General features: G+C 65.4%; 13 protein-coding genes. 3 read left to right on the top strand and 10 right to left on the bottom strand.

Annotated elements, in window-relative coordinates; all coding sequences use genetic code 11:
• Window positions 1–4: 4 nt before the first annotated feature.
• Complete coding sequence (locus tag KFK14_RS11695) at window positions 5–799, top strand: inositol monophosphatase family protein (protein ID WP_212610929.1); 795 nt, start codon at window positions 5–7, stop codon at window positions 797–799.
• 9 nt (window positions 800–808) lie between these two features.
• Entirely contained in the window at window positions 809–1,420 is a 612-nt protein-coding gene (locus KFK14_RS11690) for a glutathione S-transferase family protein (protein WP_070157348.1), read from the top strand.
• 19 nt (window positions 1,421–1,439) lie between these two features.
• Here KFK14_RS11690 and trxA read toward each other — a convergent pair whose 3' ends face one another.
• The 9 genes from trxA to KFK14_RS11645 all read right to left on the bottom strand — a co-directional run bounded on the left by trxA (window position 1,440) and on the right by KFK14_RS11645 (window position 14,979).
• Window positions 1,440–1,760 carry a thioredoxin TrxA gene (gene trxA, locus KFK14_RS11685; RefSeq protein WP_070157351.1) on the bottom strand — a complete coding sequence of 107 codons (321 nt, stop codon included), beginning with the start codon at window positions 1,758–1,760 and terminating at the stop codon, window positions 1,440–1,442.
• 62 nt (window positions 1,761–1,822) lie between these two features.
• Complete coding sequence (gene addA / locus KFK14_RS11680; protein ID WP_212610928.1) at window positions 1,823–5,230, bottom strand: double-strand break repair helicase AddA; 3,408 nt, start codon at window positions 5,228–5,230, stop codon at window positions 1,823–1,825.
• Window positions 5,223–8,198: a double-strand break repair protein AddB gene (addB, locus tag KFK14_RS11675; protein ID WP_212610927.1), complete on the bottom strand. Its 2,976-nt coding sequence runs from the start codon at window positions 8,196–8,198 to the stop codon at window positions 5,223–5,225. Before addB ends, addA begins: the two co-directional genes overlap by 8 nt.
• 17 nt (window positions 8,199–8,215) lie before the next feature.
• Window positions 8,216–8,935 carry a nucleotidyltransferase family protein gene (locus KFK14_RS11670; protein WP_246524998.1) on the bottom strand — a complete coding sequence of 240 codons (720 nt, stop codon included), beginning with the start codon at window positions 8,933–8,935 and terminating at the stop codon, window positions 8,216–8,218.
• Window positions 8,932–9,921, bottom strand: a complete 990-nt coding sequence (locus KFK14_RS11665; protein WP_212611128.1) for an aminoglycoside phosphotransferase family protein — start codon at window positions 9,919–9,921, stop codon at window positions 8,932–8,934. The genes KFK14_RS11670 and KFK14_RS11665 overlap by 4 nt, the downstream gene beginning before the upstream one ends.
• The gene (gene tsaE, locus KFK14_RS11660; protein WP_083276769.1) at window positions 9,918–10,373 is read right to left on the bottom strand and encodes a tRNA (adenosine(37)-N6)-threonylcarbamoyltransferase complex ATPase subunit type 1 TsaE; all 456 of its coding nucleotides are present in this window, start codon (window positions 10,371–10,373) and stop codon (window positions 9,918–9,920) included. Before tsaE ends, KFK14_RS11665 begins: the two co-directional genes overlap by 4 nt.
• The gene (locus tag KFK14_RS11655) at window positions 10,366–12,714 is read right to left on the bottom strand and encodes a PAS domain-containing sensor histidine kinase (protein ID WP_212610926.1); all 2,349 of its coding nucleotides are present in this window, start codon (window positions 12,712–12,714) and stop codon (window positions 10,366–10,368) included. Before KFK14_RS11655 ends, tsaE begins: the two co-directional genes overlap by 8 nt.
• A gap of 131 nt (window positions 12,715–12,845) precedes the next feature.
• Window positions 12,846–14,270, bottom strand: coding sequence for an adenosylhomocysteinase (gene ahcY / locus KFK14_RS11650; RefSeq protein WP_070154625.1), 1,425 nt, complete (start codon window positions 14,268–14,270; stop codon window positions 12,846–12,848).
• A 148-nt stretch (window positions 14,271–14,418) separates the two neighbouring features.
• Window positions 14,419–14,979: a YqgE/AlgH family protein gene (locus KFK14_RS11645; RefSeq protein WP_212610925.1), complete on the bottom strand. Its 561-nt coding sequence runs from the start codon at window positions 14,977–14,979 to the stop codon at window positions 14,419–14,421.
• A gap of 164 nt (window positions 14,980–15,143) precedes the next feature.
• Between KFK14_RS11645 and KFK14_RS11640 the strand changes: the two genes are divergently transcribed.
• Window positions 15,144–15,623, top strand: coding sequence for a peroxiredoxin (locus tag KFK14_RS11640; protein WP_070154616.1), 480 nt, complete (start codon window positions 15,144–15,146; stop codon window positions 15,621–15,623).
• An 87-nt stretch (window positions 15,624–15,710) separates the two neighbouring features.
• Here KFK14_RS11640 and KFK14_RS11635 read toward each other — a convergent pair whose 3' ends face one another.
• Window positions 15,711–17,237, bottom strand: a complete 1,527-nt coding sequence (locus tag KFK14_RS11635; RefSeq protein ID WP_212610924.1) for an oligosaccharide flippase family protein — start codon at window positions 17,235–17,237, stop codon at window positions 15,711–15,713.
• Window positions 17,238–17,344: the final 107 nt, after the last annotated feature.

The following is a 17,344-nucleotide window of genomic DNA, read 5'->3' as shown; positions in this document are numbered from 1 at the left end:
CGCGATGCACGCACTTTACCGCCCGGTCGCGGAACTGATCGAGAAGGTCGCCGCCGAGATCGTCCTCCCGCGCTATCAAAATCTGACGGCGGAGGAGATCAGCGAAAAGGCGGCGGACGATTTCGTCACCATCGCCGACAAGGAAAGCGAGATCGCGCTGGTCGAAGGGTTGTCCCGCATCCTGCCCGAAGCGGGGATGATCGGCGAGGAAGCCAGCGCTGCTGACCCTTCCATCCTGGACGGTGCGGGTCAGGGCCTCAAATGGATCATTGATCCGATCGACGGGACCGGGAACTTCGCCGCCGGGAAACCGCCCTTCGGCATCATGGTGGGCCTTACCGACAATGGCGTGCCGCAGGCGGGATGGATATTCGATCCGCTGGATGGGCGGATGTGCCATGCCCTTGCCGGGGGCGGCGCGTTTATCGACGGGGAGCGGTTTTCCGCACGGGAAAGCGGCGCAGCCCTGCCGATCGTCGCCCTGCCCGTCTATTTCCTGTCCGCCGAACAGAAGGCGGAAATCGGCAGAAAGGCGGAGGCCAGTTTTACGCTGGTGGATATTCCCCGCTGCGCCGCCGAACAATATCCCCGGCTGGCGCTTGGCCAGAATGACGTCGCCCTGTTCGAGCGCTCTCACCCGTGGGACCATGTTGCGGGCGCCCTGCTGCTCAATGAATCGGGCGGCAGGCTCGCGCGGCGGGACGGGTCGGACTATGTGGTCGGCGACGGAAAATCGGGCCTGATCGGCGCATCCTCCCCCCGATTGTGGGAAAAGGCGGCCAAGGCCTTTGTCATTTAGGGTTCGGGCATGCTGACGCTTTGGGGCCGGTTAAATTCCCATAATGTGAAGAAGGTCGCATGGTTCGCGCAGGAGTTGGGCATCGCCCATGTCCGCCATGATATGGGCGGGCAATTCGGCATGTCGCCCGCCTATCTGAAGCTCAATCCCAACGCCCTTGTCCCGACCATCGAGGAGGATGGGCTGGTGCTGTGGGAGTCGAACGCCATCCTGCGCTACATGGCCGCGCGCCACGGCGGAGCGCGTTTCTGGCCCGCCGATCCGGCAGAGCGCGCGAGGGCGGACAAATGGATGGACTGGCAGTTCAGCTTTGCCGATGCGCAAAGAGACGCCTTCCTGAACCTGGTGCGCCGGCCCGAAGCGGAACGGGACAAGGCCGCGATTGCGCGTTCCGCCGAGAATGCAGGCCGCATGATGCAACGGGTGGAGGATGCGCTGACTGACGCGGACTGGCTGTCCGGCGCGGCGTTCGGGATCGGCGATATCCCCATGGGCGTCTATGCCCACACCTTCTTTACGCTCGATTTCGAGCGGCCGGACCTGCCGAATGTCAGGGCATGGTATGAACGGCTGAAAAGCCGGGGCGCCTATGCCGGAACGGTGATGATACCGCTGACATAGGCGCCCTGGAGCGACAGGATCAGAGTTCGCCCTGTAGCCAGCCCTTAAGCTGGCTCTTGGGCGCAGCGCCGACCTTGGTCGCGGCGACCTGGCCGCCCTTGAACAGGATCATCGTCGGAATGCCGCGCACGCCATATTTGCTGGGCGCGTCGGGATTTTCGTCGATATTGATCTTCGCGATCGTGACCTGCTCACCCAGCTCCTCGGAAATCTCCTCCAGAGCGGGGCCGATCATCTTACAGGGGCCGCACCATTCCGCCCAGAAATCGACAAGCACCGGGCCGGACGCATCAAGTACGTCGGCCTGAAAGCTGCTGTCGGAAATCGCCTTGGTAGCCATGAACTGTCTCCTTTGTTGGATCGCTATCTAGTGCGGCGAGGCACCGGCCTCAACGGCTGAACTCACAAATTGTGCTGCTCAGGCGAGAAGCCTGGCTTGTGGGGCGTCAACACCGCCGGCGGCAGGCCGATCAGCGCCGGTCCAGCGGTGTAGAGCAAGGCCGCCTCCACCGTCCGGCCGGGGAAAATCGCCTCCAGCGCGGCGACATAGGCGGCCATCTGACGCAAGTGGGGAACGGGCACGCCCTCCGCCGTTTCGGGGAAGCGGCCGCCGGTCTTGAAATCAACGACCTGAATGCTGTCCGGGCCGATACAGAGCCGGTCGACCGTGCCCGCGATCACATCCTCCCCCACCACGGCGGCGATCGGGGCTTCGGCCAGCGCTTCGGGCGAAAACAGCGCGGCGAAGCGCGGTTCCTCTATGATGCCCAGGGCATGATCGATAATACGCGAACGGTCGTCCGGGTCCGCAAGGCGCGCGACGGATTCCAGCCAGCGGTCCGCCGCCGCGCGCCGATCAGCAGGGGCGATGGCCGGAAGCCGTTCAAACAGGGCGTGGAGCCATTTGCCCCGATCCGCCGCAGCGCGCATGGCCGGGCTGGGCGGAGGATCGGGCGTGTCGTCGTCCACCGGCGCGGAAGGGGCAAGCGGACGCGGCGGGCGGGCCTCGACCGGTGCGGGAGTTCGCAGCCAAGCGGGTTCCGCCATGTCCTGACGTGTAACGCTTTCCTTCGGCTCCGGTTTGTGGGGCGGCAGTGCCTCCCTGCCCCGCCAGTAGCGGACGGCGCCCCAGAGAGGATCGGCATCCCAATCCGCGCTAAGGCCCTGCATGGCCCGGTCGACGGCGGAAAACCAGCTCGTCTCCGGCACCAGGCCCTTGCAGCGGGGACCGAGCGAGCCGGTGACGACCAGTTTCTCCTCGGCGCGGGTCAGGGCGACATAGAGCAACCGGCCATGTTCCTGCCGGTCGTCCCGTGCGGCCGTTTCGGCGGCGGCCCCGATCGGGCCAGCGCGTTCGGCCTTGCGCGGCGATATGAGCGGTAGACCCTCCCACTCCAGCGCATCGCTGCGATTACCGGCCTCCGGGTCATGCGCGGCGTCGGCGAGGATGACGATGGGGGCCTGCAGTCCCTTGGCGCCATGGACCGTCAGCAGGCGGACGGCATCCCCCTGCGCGGCGGCGTCACGGACGATATCGACCTCTCCCCGGTCGAACCAGTCGATGAAGCGCTGCAGCGAAGGCTGCCCGTCGCTTTCGAATGCAAGGGCGGCGTTCAGCAGTTCCTCGATGGGATCGGCCGCCTCCGCCCCCAGCCGGTGGAGCAGTTTCCGGCGGCCCTGCATGGGACCGGAGAGAATGCGCTCCAAATAGCGATAGGGCGTCATCAGGTCCGCCTGTCCCAGCAAGGCGCGCAGCGGGTCAAGCAGCGGGCCTTCGCCCAGGGTCGCGCGCAAATAGGTCCACAGTCCATCCCTGCGCGGCGCAGCGCGGGCGAGAAGATCGTCCTGGCTCCAGCCTATCAGCGGAGAGACCAGCAGGTTGGCGAGGTTGAGGTCATCCTCCGGCTGCACGGCAAAGCGCAGGGCGGCCAGCAGGTCGCGCACGGCGAGCGGCGCGTTGAGGCGCAGGCGGTCGATGCCCGCGACATTGACCCGCTCCTCATAAAGACGCGCGACGATGAGGCGGGCAAGGTCGCTGCGGCGGCGGACCAGGATCATGATGTCGCCGGGGCCGACGGGACGCCCCTTGCTTTCCAGCATCACGCCGTCGCGCAGCCATTGCGCGATCTGCGTGGCGATCTTTGCGGCCAGCGCGCGTTCCTGATCAGCGAGCCAGTCTTCCGCGCCTTCGGCTTCCTCCTCCGCGATGGGGCCTGCCGCGACGGGCTTCCACAGCATGACTTCGCCGGGATAGCGGTTGGCGCTGACATGTCGGGACGGAACATCGGGGAGACCAAGCCCCTCCTTCGTCAGCACATCGAGGGTTGCGTCCACAACATCGAGCACCGCCGGCGTCGAGCGAAAGCTGCGATCCAGGGAAAGGTCGTGGAAATCGTGTTTGGCTTCTTTGGCATAACGATGGAAGAGCATCTTGGCTGCTTCGAACGAAAGCGGGCTTGTGCCCTGAAAGCCGAAGATCGCCTGTTTGAAATCACCAACGGTGAATATGGTGCGATTGAGAGGTTCGTCTTGGGTGACCTCTTTGGCAAAAAACTCGGAGGCCAAAGAACTGACGATCTGCCATTGCAGATTATTGGTGTCCTGCGCCTCATCGACCAGAATATGGTCAGTGCGCTGGTCGAGCTTGTAGCGTATCCAGTCGCCCATGCCGGGTTCAAGGAGAAGCGCGGCGGCGCGGGCGATCAGGTCGTCGAAATCCACCGCTCCGGCATGGCGCTTCGCTTCCGCATAAGCCCCCGCATAGGCGCGTCCCGCATGGAGGGCCTGCCCCAGCATTGCGGCATAGGCGGCGCGGATGCGCAATCCGACCAGTTCGGCGCAGCGCGCGCCGAGACGCGCGGCGAGATCGGCATAGGCCGGTTCGGCGGCGAACTGCTTGGCGGACGCCTTGCGCGGTTCATCCTTGCCGGTGAGGAAAACCCCCTTGAGGTCTTCAAGCAGCTTTGCGCGGGACATGGTGTCCGCTCCACGCCACGTCCCGATCCGTTCGGCAAACCCGATGCCGGTCGCCGTGCCCCAGGCGGCATTGGCGGCGGCGATGCGGGACAGGGCGGCCATGTCGAACGCATCGTCGGAACAGCTTTCGGCGATATGCGCCTCTATGTCGCCTTCGGGCAGGTCCAGCGTCTGGAACAGCCAGCCCCGTAAATCGGCGGGCAGGTTCTGCATGGCATCCTGCCGCCGGGCGCAGCGCATCAGGAAATTTTCGGCGGCGCCTTCGCCCAGCCGCAGGCTGAGGGCCTGAAGCCCTTCGATCAACGGCGTGTCGTCCCGCGCCTCGGCCTCAACGATCATGTCGGCCAGCGCCTGCCGGGCGAGGAGCATCCGCTCGCGTTCCTCCAGGGGGCGAAAACCGGGGACCAGATCAGCCTCAAGCGGGAAGGCGGCCAGCAGTTGCTGGCAGAAGCTGTGGATCGTCTGGATGCGCAGGCCGCCCCCGGTCGCCTCCAGCACTTCCGCAAAGAGGCGGCGGGCCTTCTCACGGGCGGATGGGCCGGAGTCCTCGCCCAGCGCCTCCAGATCAGCGAACAGCGCCGCCTCGTCCATCTGCACCCATTGGGCGAGGCGATTGTGGATGCGTTCCGCCATCTCCGCCGCGCCAGCCTTGGTGAAGGTGAGGCAAAGGATGTTCTCCGGCGGCACGCCGCCCAGCAACAGGCGGTAGACGCGCGCCGTCAGCACATGGGTCTTGCCGGTTCCCGCGGACGCCGACAGCCAGACATGGGCATCCGGGCCGGATGCGAGCGCCTGATCGCCGGCGAGCGGCTGGAGTGGGCTGGGTCTAGACATCGGCCTCCCCTCGCCCATACCATTCCTCAAGCCGCATAAGCTGATCATAGTCCGTGTAGGTGGGAATTTCCGGGTTCAGCTTGGCTGTGAAAGGTTCGCCGCCCGTCAACCAGCGCGCCGCCGCCTGCGTAAAATCATCGAGCGCTGCAGAGGTAAATTCATCGGTGCGGATCTTGTCGCGCTTGCCTTCGGCATCGGCGGGCCGTTCGCGATAACCGAAACTGTCGCCCTTTTTGGCCAGCGACCAATATTCAAACTCGCCAGCGATGCGCCCCTGCCCCAGCGCTTCGAACCCGCCATGCTCGGCGATGAGGCCCAGCAGCCCCAGTTGCATGGCGTAGCCCGCCTTCACCATCTTGGCGCTTGGCGGTTTGCCGGTCTTGTAATCGACAATGGCGATGGCGCCGCCGGGCAGGATATCGATGCGGTCGGCGGTGCCCTTCAACAGAATACCGGCGATTTCCGCCCGCCCCTGTTCCTCGACCAGCTTAATCTCGCGCCCTGCCGCCTTGTCCGCCGCGATTTCGGCGGCGATCCAGCGCACCGCCTCCAGCAAGCGCGGTTGCCACAGGGCGCGCATCAGTGGGTGAGCGTCAGCGCTGCGGAGCAGAGCGATAGCGCGCTGTTCCAGCTTCGCCGGATCACCCCCATCCTCCTCCGCCCATTTTTCCAGGATGGCGTGAACGGCCGTGCCGCGCCAGGCGGCGCTGGGGTCGGCATCGATCTGGTCGAGCATGGAAAGGCCCAGGATCTTGCGCGCATAAAAGGCGTAGGGATCAGCCTTCAACCGGTCCAGATCCGTCACCGCGATGTCGCGGGGACGCAAGTCCTGGGGCGGTGACGGCGCGGGCTGGGACGCTGGCTTGCGCTCCCCCGGATCGTCAAGGTCAGCGAACCGCTGCGCGTCCTTCCATTGCGGACCGGCCATCGCCTTCAGCCGCAGCCAGAAGCGCGAGGCGACGGCCGGTGCGCTGGCGTCCCGGCGGGAGCGCGTGATCAGCACATGCGGCGCGCCGAGACCGCTGGCGAAGTCGTGCGCCGAAAGGCCGATGCGTCTTTCCAGACCCGGAAGCCCAAGCTCCTGCCGGATGCGCGGGGCCAGCCAGGGATCTGGCGCGGGAAGCGCGGGCCATGTGCCTTCGTTCAGGCCGGAGAGGATCATGAGGTCGGCCTGCTGGAGCCGCGCTTCAATCAGGCCGAAGATGGCAATGCGGGGGTGGCCGCCCTGCGGCGGGCGGATCGCAACGCCCTCCAACAAACGCTCAAGCAAAGCGGGGAAGGATCGGCCGTCGGCGTCGCGCGGTCCCTCTATGGCGGCGGCCTCTATCTCCGCGAACAGTTCGGCGGCGGCATGGCCCTGATGCCCGGCCCAGACGCGATCATGGGTGATGGCGCCCGCGGTTTCGCGCAGGGCGTCGAACAGCCCAGCAAGGCCATCGGACGCATTGAAGGCGCGTTCCAGAGCAGCGAGCAAGGCGCGCGCGGCTGGCCACCATTCCGCGACCTCCGCCCGCAGGCGGCGTTGCCGGTCATTCGCGCGTGGCGCCATCAGGGCATCGAGACCGGCAAGACCAGCAGGCGGGCGCGGACCGCGCAGCAGCAGGTCGAGGCGTCTGACATGCTCCAGCCACGCCAGACGTCCCTCCCCCCACATGACCAGCGGATGTTTGAGCAGGGTGAGGAGCGCGACCGGAGCGAAACGCTCCGCCGCCGCCTCCGCCAACGCGAGGAGCAGGGTTCCGGCGGGAACCTGCGAAAGCGGCTGCCCGGCGCTGTCGTCCGCCTGAATCCCCCAACGGTCGAGGTGCGCGACGACACGGGTAGCGAGCGCCCGGTCGGGCGTGACAAGCGCTGCGGTGCGGCCGGGAGTCTCCAGCGCCTGCCGCAAGGCGATGGCGATGGCTTGCGCCTCCTCCGCCGGCGTGGCGGCCTCCAGCGCTTCGACCCCGCCAAGCGAGCGGTCGGCGGTCTGAAGGTCGCGCCACTTCGTCGTAAGCCGGGGCACGAGCATGGCGTTGGAGATATTCCGGCTGCGCACCGCGCGGGCGTCATGCCCCCCGCCCCAGCGCCACAGGGCGACTTCCTCCCGCGCTATCCCCATACGATCAAGCAACAGCTTCTGCGCGAATTGCGGATGGGTTTCGTGCGCCCGGCGGCGGCGTCCCGTGACGGGATCGGGTTCGAAGGGGCCGATGGCGTCCCATTCCTCCGCCGTCATATGCTGGTCGAGTTCGGCAAGGACGACCTGCCCCCGTTCCATACGGGAGACTGTGCGGAGCAACGCCGCAATGGCGGGGGCCGTGGCGGAAATGCCCGCCGCGACCACAAAAGCCGGCGGTGGCGCATCTTTCCACCTGGCCGCGATATGCGCCAGCAGCCGGTTGCGCCGGTCGGCCATGTCGATGAAGCCCAGCCGCGCGAGTTCACGGGGCCATTGCTCCATGAGCAGCGAGAACAGATCGAGCGATTTTTGCCAATGGGTAGACAGGTCTCCCGCGACTTGAAGGTCATAGAGGCGCGTAAGGGGAATATCCTCGACGAGCAGTTGATCGAGCGCCGCGCCAAGCGCCTGACCCAGACGCATGGCTTCCCCGGCCTCCACCGGCTGTCCCGCCTGTGTGCGCGCCCTTTGCACCAGCCGGGCGAGGATCATCTGGCGAAGCATCGGTGGGCAGGCGGGCGGAATATCCGCGCCCGCGCCTATGGGGTCGAGGGCGCTGCCCAGACGCTCGCCCAGCTCCGGGTCTCCAACCGGCACCAGACGGGGAAGCAGCAGGCCCTTTTCAGAGCGCCGGACGAATGCATCGCTGATCGACCGGACGGCGCGGTTATTGGGCAGGAGAATGATGCCCCGCGCCAAGCCCTCAACGCTGCCGCCAAACTGGGCGATAAGACCGGCGGCAAGGGCATCGGCAAAGGACCGGTGCGCCGGGATCGTATAGACTGCGGGGCGCGCCCGGTCAGCCACGGCTTTCCACGGCCTTTTCAGGCATGGGCCAGCACATCTTCGACCACGGGGATCGCCTGCGGCGTGCCGACGTCGAACCAGAGACCCTGATGCGAGACGCCATAGGCGCGCCCTTCGGCAATGGCGCGGTTCCAGAAGATATTGGTGGAGAAGGCGGCCGACGGCGGATCTTTCAGCAGCCGGGGCGAAAGGATCTGGACGCCCGTGAACACGAAAGGCGCAATATGCCCCGGCTTTCTGCGCGAAAGGCGGCCTGTGGCGTCCATGTGGAAATCGCCCGGCCCAGAATGGCAGTTGGCGCGCGCGTGCGGCACGACAAGCAGCAGCGCGTCCATGCGCGCATCGTTCCAATGGGCCGCAAGCGTGGCGATGCTGTCGCGCGGACCGTCTATCCACAGATTGTCGCTATTGGCGCAGAGAAAGGGTTCGTCCCCCAGCAATTCCTTCGCCTTCATCAAGCCACCGCCGGTTTCGAGCAGTTCCTTGCGCTCGTCCGAGACAAGGATGGTCATCGCCCCTTTGCGGGTCCTGAGATGCGCCTCCACCGTGTCGGCCAGATAATGGACGTTGACCACAACCCGCTCGATGCCGCCCGCCTCCAGACGGTCCAGCGCATGATCGATCAGCGCCTTGCCCGCCACCTTCAGCAGCGGCTTGGGCCGGGTCGCGGTCAGCGGCCGCATGCGCTTGCCAAGGCCGGCGGCCATCAGCATCGCCGTCCTGATCCGGGTGCTCATGCAGGCGCATGTCCGGCAAGGGCGTCATGGCGCTTGTCCGCGGGGATATTCGCTGCAAACCATTGCGCGACAGGCGCCAGCGCGGGATGGGCGAGATCGCGTTCCAGCAACGACCACATGCGCGGCAGGAAGGAGAGATAGCGCGGCTTTCCGTCGCGCTGCCACAGGCGGGTGAAGATGCCGATGATCTTCGCGTTGCGCTGCGCGCCCAGCACGGCATAGGCGGCGTCGAAATCGCCCTTCGGTCCGGCGATCCGCTTGTAATAGGACAGCATCTCCGCCTCCACCTCAATCGGCACATCGCGGCGGGCGTCCTGAAGCAGCGACACAAGGTCGTAGGCAGGATGTCCGATCAGCGCATCCTGGAAATCGAGAAGGCCAAGGCCGCGCGACTGTTCGTGCCCTGGGATGAGCATGATATTCTCGGCATGATAATCGCGCAGCACCGTCACCTTCGGCGCGTCATCCTCCTCAACGACCGGCAGCACCGCGTCCCACGCCGCTATATAGCCCGGTTCATCCACGGTCAGACCCACCGCCGGGCAATACCATTCCGTGAGCAGCGCCGTTTCCCGCTGATAGACCGCCCGATCATAGGGCGGAAGGTCCGCGGGCGGGAGGCGGTGCAGGTCCGCAAGCAAGGTCACGGCGCGCTCATAGACCGCCAGTTCCTCATGCGGAGAGGCATCGAGATATTCGCGCACGCGGATGTCGCCGAAATCCTCCAGCAGCACGAGGCCCTGATCCAGATCGCGCGCCAATATCTGCGGCGCGGCGAATCCCTGACCGATCAGGTGATCGGCAATGGCGAGGAATGGCCGCGGGTCCTCATGCGGCGGCGGCGCATCCATCAGAACCGCCTGCCGCCCTTCCTCCACAATGCGGAAATAGCGGCGGAAAGAGGCGTCGCCGGCAAGCGGCAGGATATGCGCATTGCCCCAACCGGCGCTGGCGAGAAAGGCGGGCGCGGCAGCGGGCGGAGTCATAAGGGGGGCCATCTGTCCCTCCAAGCGAACGGCACCGTAGCTGTCAAGCGCCGCGCGCCATCCGGCTCCACAGCGATGTCGAGCAACAAGGCGTCCGGCCATATCCGGTTTCCCATACGGCCGGGCCATTCGATGACCAGCGCGCCATCCTCCAGATATTCGTCAAGCCCCAGTTCCTCAACATCCTCAGGCTCATCGATGCGGTAGAGATCGACATGGGCGACCGGCATGCGCACCAGCGGCGGATCATAGGGCTGAACAATGGCGAAGCTGGGGCTTGGCGCTTCTCCGGCAAGGCCAAGCGCGGACAGCAGCCCGCGCGTCAGGGTCGTCTTTCCCGCGCCAAGGCCGCCGGACAGGCCGATCACATCGCCGGGCCGGATGCGCGCGGCCAAGGCAGCGCCGATGGCGTGCATCGCGCTTTCGTCCGGCGCGAACAACGTGTCAGCCACGCGGCAGTTCCATGGTCACGACCGTACCCTGCCCCACTTCGGACAGGAGGGTGAGCGTGCCGCCATGCGCCTCCACCATCTGCTTGGCGAGCGGCAGGCCAAGACCAAGCGCCTCGCCCTTGCGCGCGCGATTGGCGCGGCTGAACCGGTCAAAGGCGCGGGCCTGCGCCTTGGCGTCCATGCCGGGGCCGTTGTCCGACACGACGAGGCGCGCAGTCTTTTCCCGCCCGTCGCCATGCAGAAGCACCCGGCCGCCCTCCGGCGAATAGCGGACGGCATTTTCCAGAAGGCGGTCCAGTGCCTGACCGATGCGGCGGGCGTCTCCGGTCACCTGACCGAGCGAAGGTTTCAATTCCACCGCAAGGTCAATCGCCTTCGCCTCCGCATCGGGGCGGACTCGCGCCATCGCCTCGGCCGCAAGCGTAGCGAGATCTATCGGTTTCTTGTCGAGCGGGAGATTGCCCGCCTCCCCTTGCGTGAGGTCGAGCAGATTGTCGATCAACACTTGCAGCCGCCCGGTGCTCTGCATGATGGCGTCGGTATAGTCGCGGGCGGCGGGCGGAAGCTCGCCCGCATATCCCGCCTGCATCATCTCCGCAAAGCCAGTGATCGACGTCAGCGGCGTGCGCAGTTCATAGCTCATCGTCGAGAGGAATGCGGTCTTGAGCTTGTCGGCCTCCTCCAGCGCCTCATTCCGGTCACGCAATATCTGCTCGACCCTGCGGCTGTCCGTCACATCCAGCATGGTGAAAAGCGCATTGCCGTCCGGCAGAGGAATGGCGGCGAAATCAAATATGCGGCCGTCGGCGAAGGCGACCCGTCCGCCGCGCTGCTTGCGCTCAACAGTGGCGGCGCGGACAAGCTCACGGACCAGGCTGGCCTGATGCGGCTTGATAAGGCGGCTGGCTACCTTCTGCATCAGCACGTCGATGCGGGGGTGCCCCGCCAGCATCGCCTCCTCCATGTCCCAGATGCGCCGGAACCGGTTGTTCCACATATGGAGGCGGCCATCGGAGGAGAATACGCCAATCGCCTCGAACAGATTGTCGAATGTCGCGGTACGGACTCGCAGAAGCGTGTCGCGGGCGCTGGAAAGCTGCACATGCTCGGTGCGATCCTCAAAGATCGTGAGCAGGCCGCCATCGGGCAGAGGCTGGGCAAAGACGCGCAAATGCGTGCCATCGGCGAGCAGCCAATTCTCCTCTCGCGCTTCCGGCGAGAGGAACCAGTCGCGGCGTTCCGCGCGCCATGCCGGGAAGTCGCGATGTTCCGGCACGCGCCCGGCCTCCCGCATGCGGTCAAGCACGCGCTCAAACTCCGGCGCTTCGGCCAGATGTTCGGGCTGCAGGGCAAAGAGGCTGGTGAAGGGCTGATTCCAGAAGCGCAGCGAGCGATCTGCGCCGAACTGGGCGACGCCGGCGGAGAGGCGATCCAGCAGGTCGCGCTGGGCCTCCGCCAGCCTGCGGGTTTCCGCGCGGGCCTGATCCAGCTCATGCACGTCGATGGCGAACCCCGCGACGCCGGCATTGCCAAGCGGAATATCGATGACGCGCATCATTCGCCGTTCGCCGTTGATGGTGGCCGGCACCATGCGGGCAAGCGGCTTGCCGGAGGCGAGCGCGAGCGCAGCCGCATCCTTGGGCGACTGGCCATCCAGCGCTTCGACCAGTTCGATCCCATCGCCGATCACCTGATTGGCGGAGCGCGCATCGACCGCCTCTACATAGGCGCTGTTGACGAGGGTCAGCCGGAAATCGCCATTGCGGTGCCAGGTCGGCATCGGCGCGGCCTCGATCAAGCCGGAGAGCGATTCGAGCGCGGCGCGCAGATGGTCGCGCTCCTCCTGCAGCGCGCCGATCTCCGACTGGCTCTCGGTCGCGTCGAACACCCACAGGATCACGCCGTCCGGCGCGGCGGTGCCCGGTCCTCCCGGCCCGCCCTTCACCAGCAGGGACCGCTCTGAACCCTGGGCGCGGACTGGCCGCACGAAGCTTTTCCCGGCTTTCTGCGCGGCGACGACATCCTTCGCCAGAAGGTCGGCATCCTCCGGGGTCAGCCCGCCATCAGGCGCGGTCAATTCGGACAGATAGGCAGGCGCGCGATCAAGCCCCAGCCAACGGCCCAGCCGGTCAGGCGCCTCCACGCGGCCATCTGCGCGGACGAGGACGGGAATCGCGGGAGCGGAATGCAGGAGGTTGGCGATGCGCTCCATCTGCGCACGCGCCTGAGCGCCATGCCTGCGCATGCCCAGGCCCGTATGCACCGCCCACACCGCGACGGCGAGCCAGAGCGCCAGGATCGCGCCGATCAATGCTACCGCTGAGGACGAGAGGGCTACCATGCCTGTCCCATCTGATGCTCGCCCCATGCCATCGGGCGGACGTAGCCCAAAGTCGCGGGCGGGTGAAGGCAAAGAAAAGCAAAGGGGCCAGCTTTCGCCAGCCCCTTTCCAATTTGTAATCCGCTACCGGCTCAGTAGCGATAATGGTCCGGCTTGAACGGGCCTTCCGGCGTAACGCCGATATAAGCGGCCTGCTTGTCGGTCAGCTTGGTAAGCTTCACACCCAGCTTTTCCAGGTGAAGCGCGGCCACCTTTTCGTCCAGATGCTTGGGCAGGACATAGACTTCATTCTTGTAGGCGGCGGTGTTCGTCCACAGCTCGATCTGGGCGATCGTCTGATTGGTGAAGCTGGCCGACATCACGAAGCTGGGGTGGCCGGTGGCGTTGCCCAGATTCACCAGGCGGCCCTTAGACAGGACGATGATCTTCTTGCCATCGGGGAACTCGACCTCATCGACCTGCGGCTTGATCTCGGTCCACTTCATGTTGGACAGGCCGCCGATCTGGATTTCCGAATCGAAGTGGCCGATATTGCAGACGATCGCCATATTCTTCATCGCGCGCATGTGATCGACGGTGATGACGTCGGCATTGCCGGTGGCGGTGACGAAGATGTCGGCGCGGGTCGCCGCTTCCTCCATCGTCACAACCTCAAAGCCCTCCATGGCGGCCTGAAGCGCGCAGATCGGATCGACTTCGGTCACCATCACGCGCGCGCCGCCATTGCGGAGCGACTGGGCGCTGCCCTTGCCGACATCGCCGAAACCGGCGACGCAGGCGGTCTTGCCGGCCAGCATCACGTCCGTACCGCGGCGGATGGCGTCGACCAACGATTCCTTGCAGCCATAGAGATTGTCGAACTTCGACTTGGTGACGCTGTCATTGACGTTGATCGCCGGGAAAGGAAGCTTGCCGTTCTTGGCCAGCTCATACAGGCGGTGGACGCCAGTGGTGGTTTCTTCCGACACGCCCTTGATGGCGGCGACGGTGCGGGTCAGGAAACCGGGGCGCTCTGCCAGTACGCGCTTCAGGACCGCGCAGAAGATTTCCTCCTCCTCATTGGTCGGGGTGAACAGCGTCTCGCCCGCCTCGACCCGCGCGCCCCACAGCGCGAACATGGTGGCGTCGCCGCCATCGTCCAGGATCATGTTGCAGACATCTTCGCCGGACTCATCGCCGGTCCAGTCGAAGATGCGCTCGACATAATCCCAATATTCCTGGAGCGTTTCGCCCTTCACCGCAAAGACCGGCACGCCCGAAGCGGCGATGGCGGCGGCGGCGTGATCCTGCGTCGAGAAGATGTTGCAGGTCGCCCAGCGCACCTTTGCGCCCAGCGCCGTCAGCGTTTCGATGAGCACGGCGGTCTGGATCGTCATGTGCAGCGAACCGGTGATGCGGGCGCCCTTCAGCGGCTGCGACGGGCCGAACTCGGCGCGCAGGGCCATCAGGCCCGGCATCTCGGTTTCGGCAATGTCCATTTCCTTGCGGCCGAAAGCGGCGAGGCTCAGATCCTTGACGACATAGTCGTTCGTGTCGAGGGCGGGGGCAGTGGCCACGCTGATACTCCATTTGCTGGAAAAAATTGGTCCGGCCAGCCGGTATGGCTGGCGATGATGGCGCTCCTCTACCAACCGGCGCACCGTTAATCAACCCAATATAAAGTTTCCTTTATGTCGTTTGCGCGACATCCGGACAGGGCCGCGGTCAGGCCGAACCGCCCTCGCTCACCAGCATGGCGGCGTCTATACCGCTTGCCGCGAAGGCGGCGGACCAGCGCTTTTCGGTCGGCGTTTCGAAGATCAGCCGGTTGTCGGGCGGCGCGAGGAACCAGCCATGGCCGGTCATCTCCTGCTCCAGTTGCCCGGCGCCCCAACCCGCATAGCCAAGCGCGACAATATAACTGTCCGGTCCCCTGCCCTCGGCAATCGCCTTCAATATGTCGAGAGAGCCGGACAGGCCCCAATGGTCATCGACCTGGAGCATTTCCTGACCGCCCCAGTCGAGCGAATGGAGGACGAAGCCCCGGCGCGGCTCAACCGGGCCGCCGCGCAGAACCGGCCTGTCCGGCACCAGCGCCCCGTCAATGTCGAAAGACGCAAGCAGTTCCCGGAGACCCAGCCCCTGAATTTCGGTGCCGATATCAATGCCAAGGGCGCCATTATCGTCATGCGCGCAAAGGGCGATGACCGAATGATCGAAATTATCGTCGCCGATACCCGGCATCGCCAGAAGAATTTGGCCAGCGTAAAAGGGAGGAAGGTCCATGGCGTCCGATATAGGGCTGTAAGGTGGCCGGGCAAGAACGATCCGAACCCGCCTATGGGTCCAGACGCCGGACCGGTTCTTTCATAAGGCGGGGCTTGACACCTGCCGCCGGACGCCCGACCTGACGGTCGCTATTGCTGCCCCTACAGGAAAGGAGCCTTCCCATGACGATCGCCAAGGGCGACAAACTGCCCGCCACCACATTTGTCACCATGACCGAAAACGGACCCGAACAGGTGGAGAGCGAAAGCTATTTCGCCGGGAAGAAGGTCGCGCTGTTTTCGGTTCCCGGCGCATTCACGCCGACCTGCTCCGCCCGCCACCTGCCCGGCTTCATCGACAAAGCCGCGGAATTGAAGGCGAAGGGCATTGACGAGATCGCCTGCACCGCCGTCAACGATCCTTTCGTGATGGGCGCGTGGAGCAAATCCGCCAGCGCGGATGGCATCACCATGCTGGCTGACGGCAATGGCGCGTTCGCCAAGGCGGTCGGCCTGGAAATGGATGGCAGCAAGTTCGGTCTGGGCACGCGCGGACAGCGCTTCTCCATGGTCGTCAATGATGGCGTGGTCGAGCAGTTGAATGTCGAGGCGCCGGGCGATTTCAAGGTTTCGTCCGCCGAATATATGCTCGACCAGCTCTAAGCCCGGCCGCTATTTTCTCGATGACCCCGCCCCGGCATGTCCGGCGGCGGGGTTTTCCTTGTTAGGCGCGATCAGGGTCAGGCGCGATCAGGCGCGCATAAACTTCGTCATCATCGACGCCGCCCTGCCCGCGCTGGACGACGGTTTCAGGCCCAGCAAACGGATGTCCGCTTCATCCAGTTTCAGCAGTATCCGGCACAGGGCAAGGTAGACGAGACCGCCCGCCGGGACGGCCAGGATAAGCGCATAGTCCGAGGGCCAGAGGTGAAGAATGCCCGCAGCCGTCAGCGCGCACCAGATGCTGGCCACCGCGATCGGGCGGAACCAGGACCAGGATACGGTTCCCGGCTGCACCCTGTTCAATTGATAGAGCGTGATGCAGGCAACGGTGGCCTGCGCCCCGAAACGGGCGGCGGCCGCCCCCATGATGCCGTAATGCGGGATCAGGGCGAGACCGAGCGCAATGGTCAGGACGCAGCCGGTCGCGCCGCCGATGACCAGTTTCGCATTCTGGTCGAGCGCGTTCATGACGTTGGACAGGGCGATCGTGATCACCGATCCCCCGGCGGCAAGCGCCAGGATGACGGCGGGAAGTCCGGCGCTGGCGAAATCCGGTCCATAGACCAGCGGGATGAGGCGCGGCGCGATGGCGGCGGTTCCGAACACCATTGGCATCAGCAGGAACAGAACCGCCTTCAGCGTCGCGCTGCTTGTCGCACGGCGGCCCTGCTCTCCTGCGGCGGAGAGATGGGGGAGGACAGCGCCGCACAGCATGACGCATATCTGGATGAGCAGCGCGGAGAAGGCGGCGGCGGCGGTGAACAGTCCGGCGGCGTTCAATCCCTGCAGCCGCTCGACCAGGATCAGGTCGACGCGCGTCCACAACAGGGGCGAGAGCAGGCCCGCGACCCACAGCGTCGCTGAATAACGGGTGACGCGGCGGCGATAGTCTCCCCGGATGGGGCGGCCGCGCAGGGCAAGCCGGAACGTGATGATCGCAAGCGGCAAGCTGCCCACAATATAGGCGATCATCGCGCCGCTTGGGCCGAACAGCATGCTGCCCACCAGGACGATGCCGATCTGCGCCACGGAGCCGGAAATGGAATAGGTTGCTATCGTGCCGAACCGCTCAATGCCGCGCAAATAATGATAGCCGAAGCTGTTCGCCATGTGGATGACAAAGCAGAAGGCGATAAGGCCGAAGGACAGCGTGCCATGCTCGCCGCGCCATGCCTCTATCGTGAAGGCTTCGGGCCACCAGAGCGCCATGGCGCCCGCCAGCAATAGCAAGCCGCTGGCCACCGACGCCCAGAATGCCCAGACGAGATAGGTCGTCACCTGACGGGTTTCGGCCGGATTACCCCTGGCCGGCGGCAGGAAACGGGCGAGCGCGCCGGTCAGCCCCCAGTCGCTGAGCGTCACGGCCGCGAACACCATCCAGAGCGCCATGGCGATGGTGCCCGTGCCGCTCACGCCCAGGATCCGCGCGACGATGATGCCGCTGGCGAACCCCGCGAAAGAGGACATGATGCCGGAAATCACGCTGAAAAAGGAATTGCGGACGAAGGTCGGGTTTTCCGAAGCCGCCGCCGGTTCATGCACCGCTGCGCTCACAATGCGCGTCCCGCGGGAAAGGGCAGAAATTCGATCATGGTCAACAGCATTCCGGACGACAGGCAGTTGGCATTCCCATACAAAAACAAGATTAAACTATCGTATAG

The sequence above is a fragment of the Sphingobium phenoxybenzoativorans genome (assembly GCF_018286635.1).
Taxonomy (GTDB): Bacteria; Pseudomonadota; Alphaproteobacteria; order Sphingomonadales; family Sphingomonadaceae; genus Sphingobium; species Sphingobium phenoxybenzoativorans.
The sequence above is the reverse complement of the archived record's forward strand: the minus strand, read 5'-3'. Positions and strand labels throughout refer to the sequence as shown.

What these genes read in the sequence shown, in the direction of transcription:
- KFK14_RS11695 (WP_212610929.1), top strand. Translation starts at nt 5, where the DNA reads ATGCACGCACTTTACCGCCCGGTCGCGGAACTGATCGAGAAGGTCGCC.
- KFK14_RS11690 (WP_070157348.1), top strand. Translation starts at nt 809, where the DNA reads ATGCTGACGCTTTGGGGCCGGTTAAATTCCCATAATGTGAAGAAGGTC.
- trxA (WP_070157351.1), bottom strand. Translation starts at nt 1,760, where the DNA reads ATGGCTACCAAGGCGATTTCCGACAGCAGCTTTCAGGCCGACGTACTT.
- addA (WP_212610928.1), bottom strand. Translation starts at nt 5,230, where the DNA reads ATGTCTAGACCCAGCCCACTCCAGCCGCTCGCCGGCGATCAGGCGCTC.
- KFK14_RS11670 (WP_246524998.1), bottom strand. Translation starts at nt 8,935, where the DNA reads ATGAGCACCCGGATCAGGACGGCGATGCTGATGGCCGCCGGCCTTGGC.
- KFK14_RS11665 (WP_212611128.1), bottom strand. Translation starts at nt 9,921, where the DNA reads ATGACTCCGCCCGCTGCCGCGCCCGCCTTTCTCGCCAGCGCCGGTTGG.
- KFK14_RS11655 (WP_212610926.1), bottom strand. Translation starts at nt 12,714, where the DNA reads ATGGTAGCCCTCTCGTCCTCAGCGGTAGCATTGATCGGCGCGATCCTG.
- KFK14_RS11645 (WP_212610925.1), bottom strand. Translation starts at nt 14,979, where the DNA reads ATGGACCTTCCTCCCTTTTACGCTGGCCAAATTCTTCTGGCGATGCCG.
- KFK14_RS11640 (WP_070154616.1), top strand. Translation starts at nt 15,144, where the DNA reads ATGACGATCGCCAAGGGCGACAAACTGCCCGCCACCACATTTGTCACC.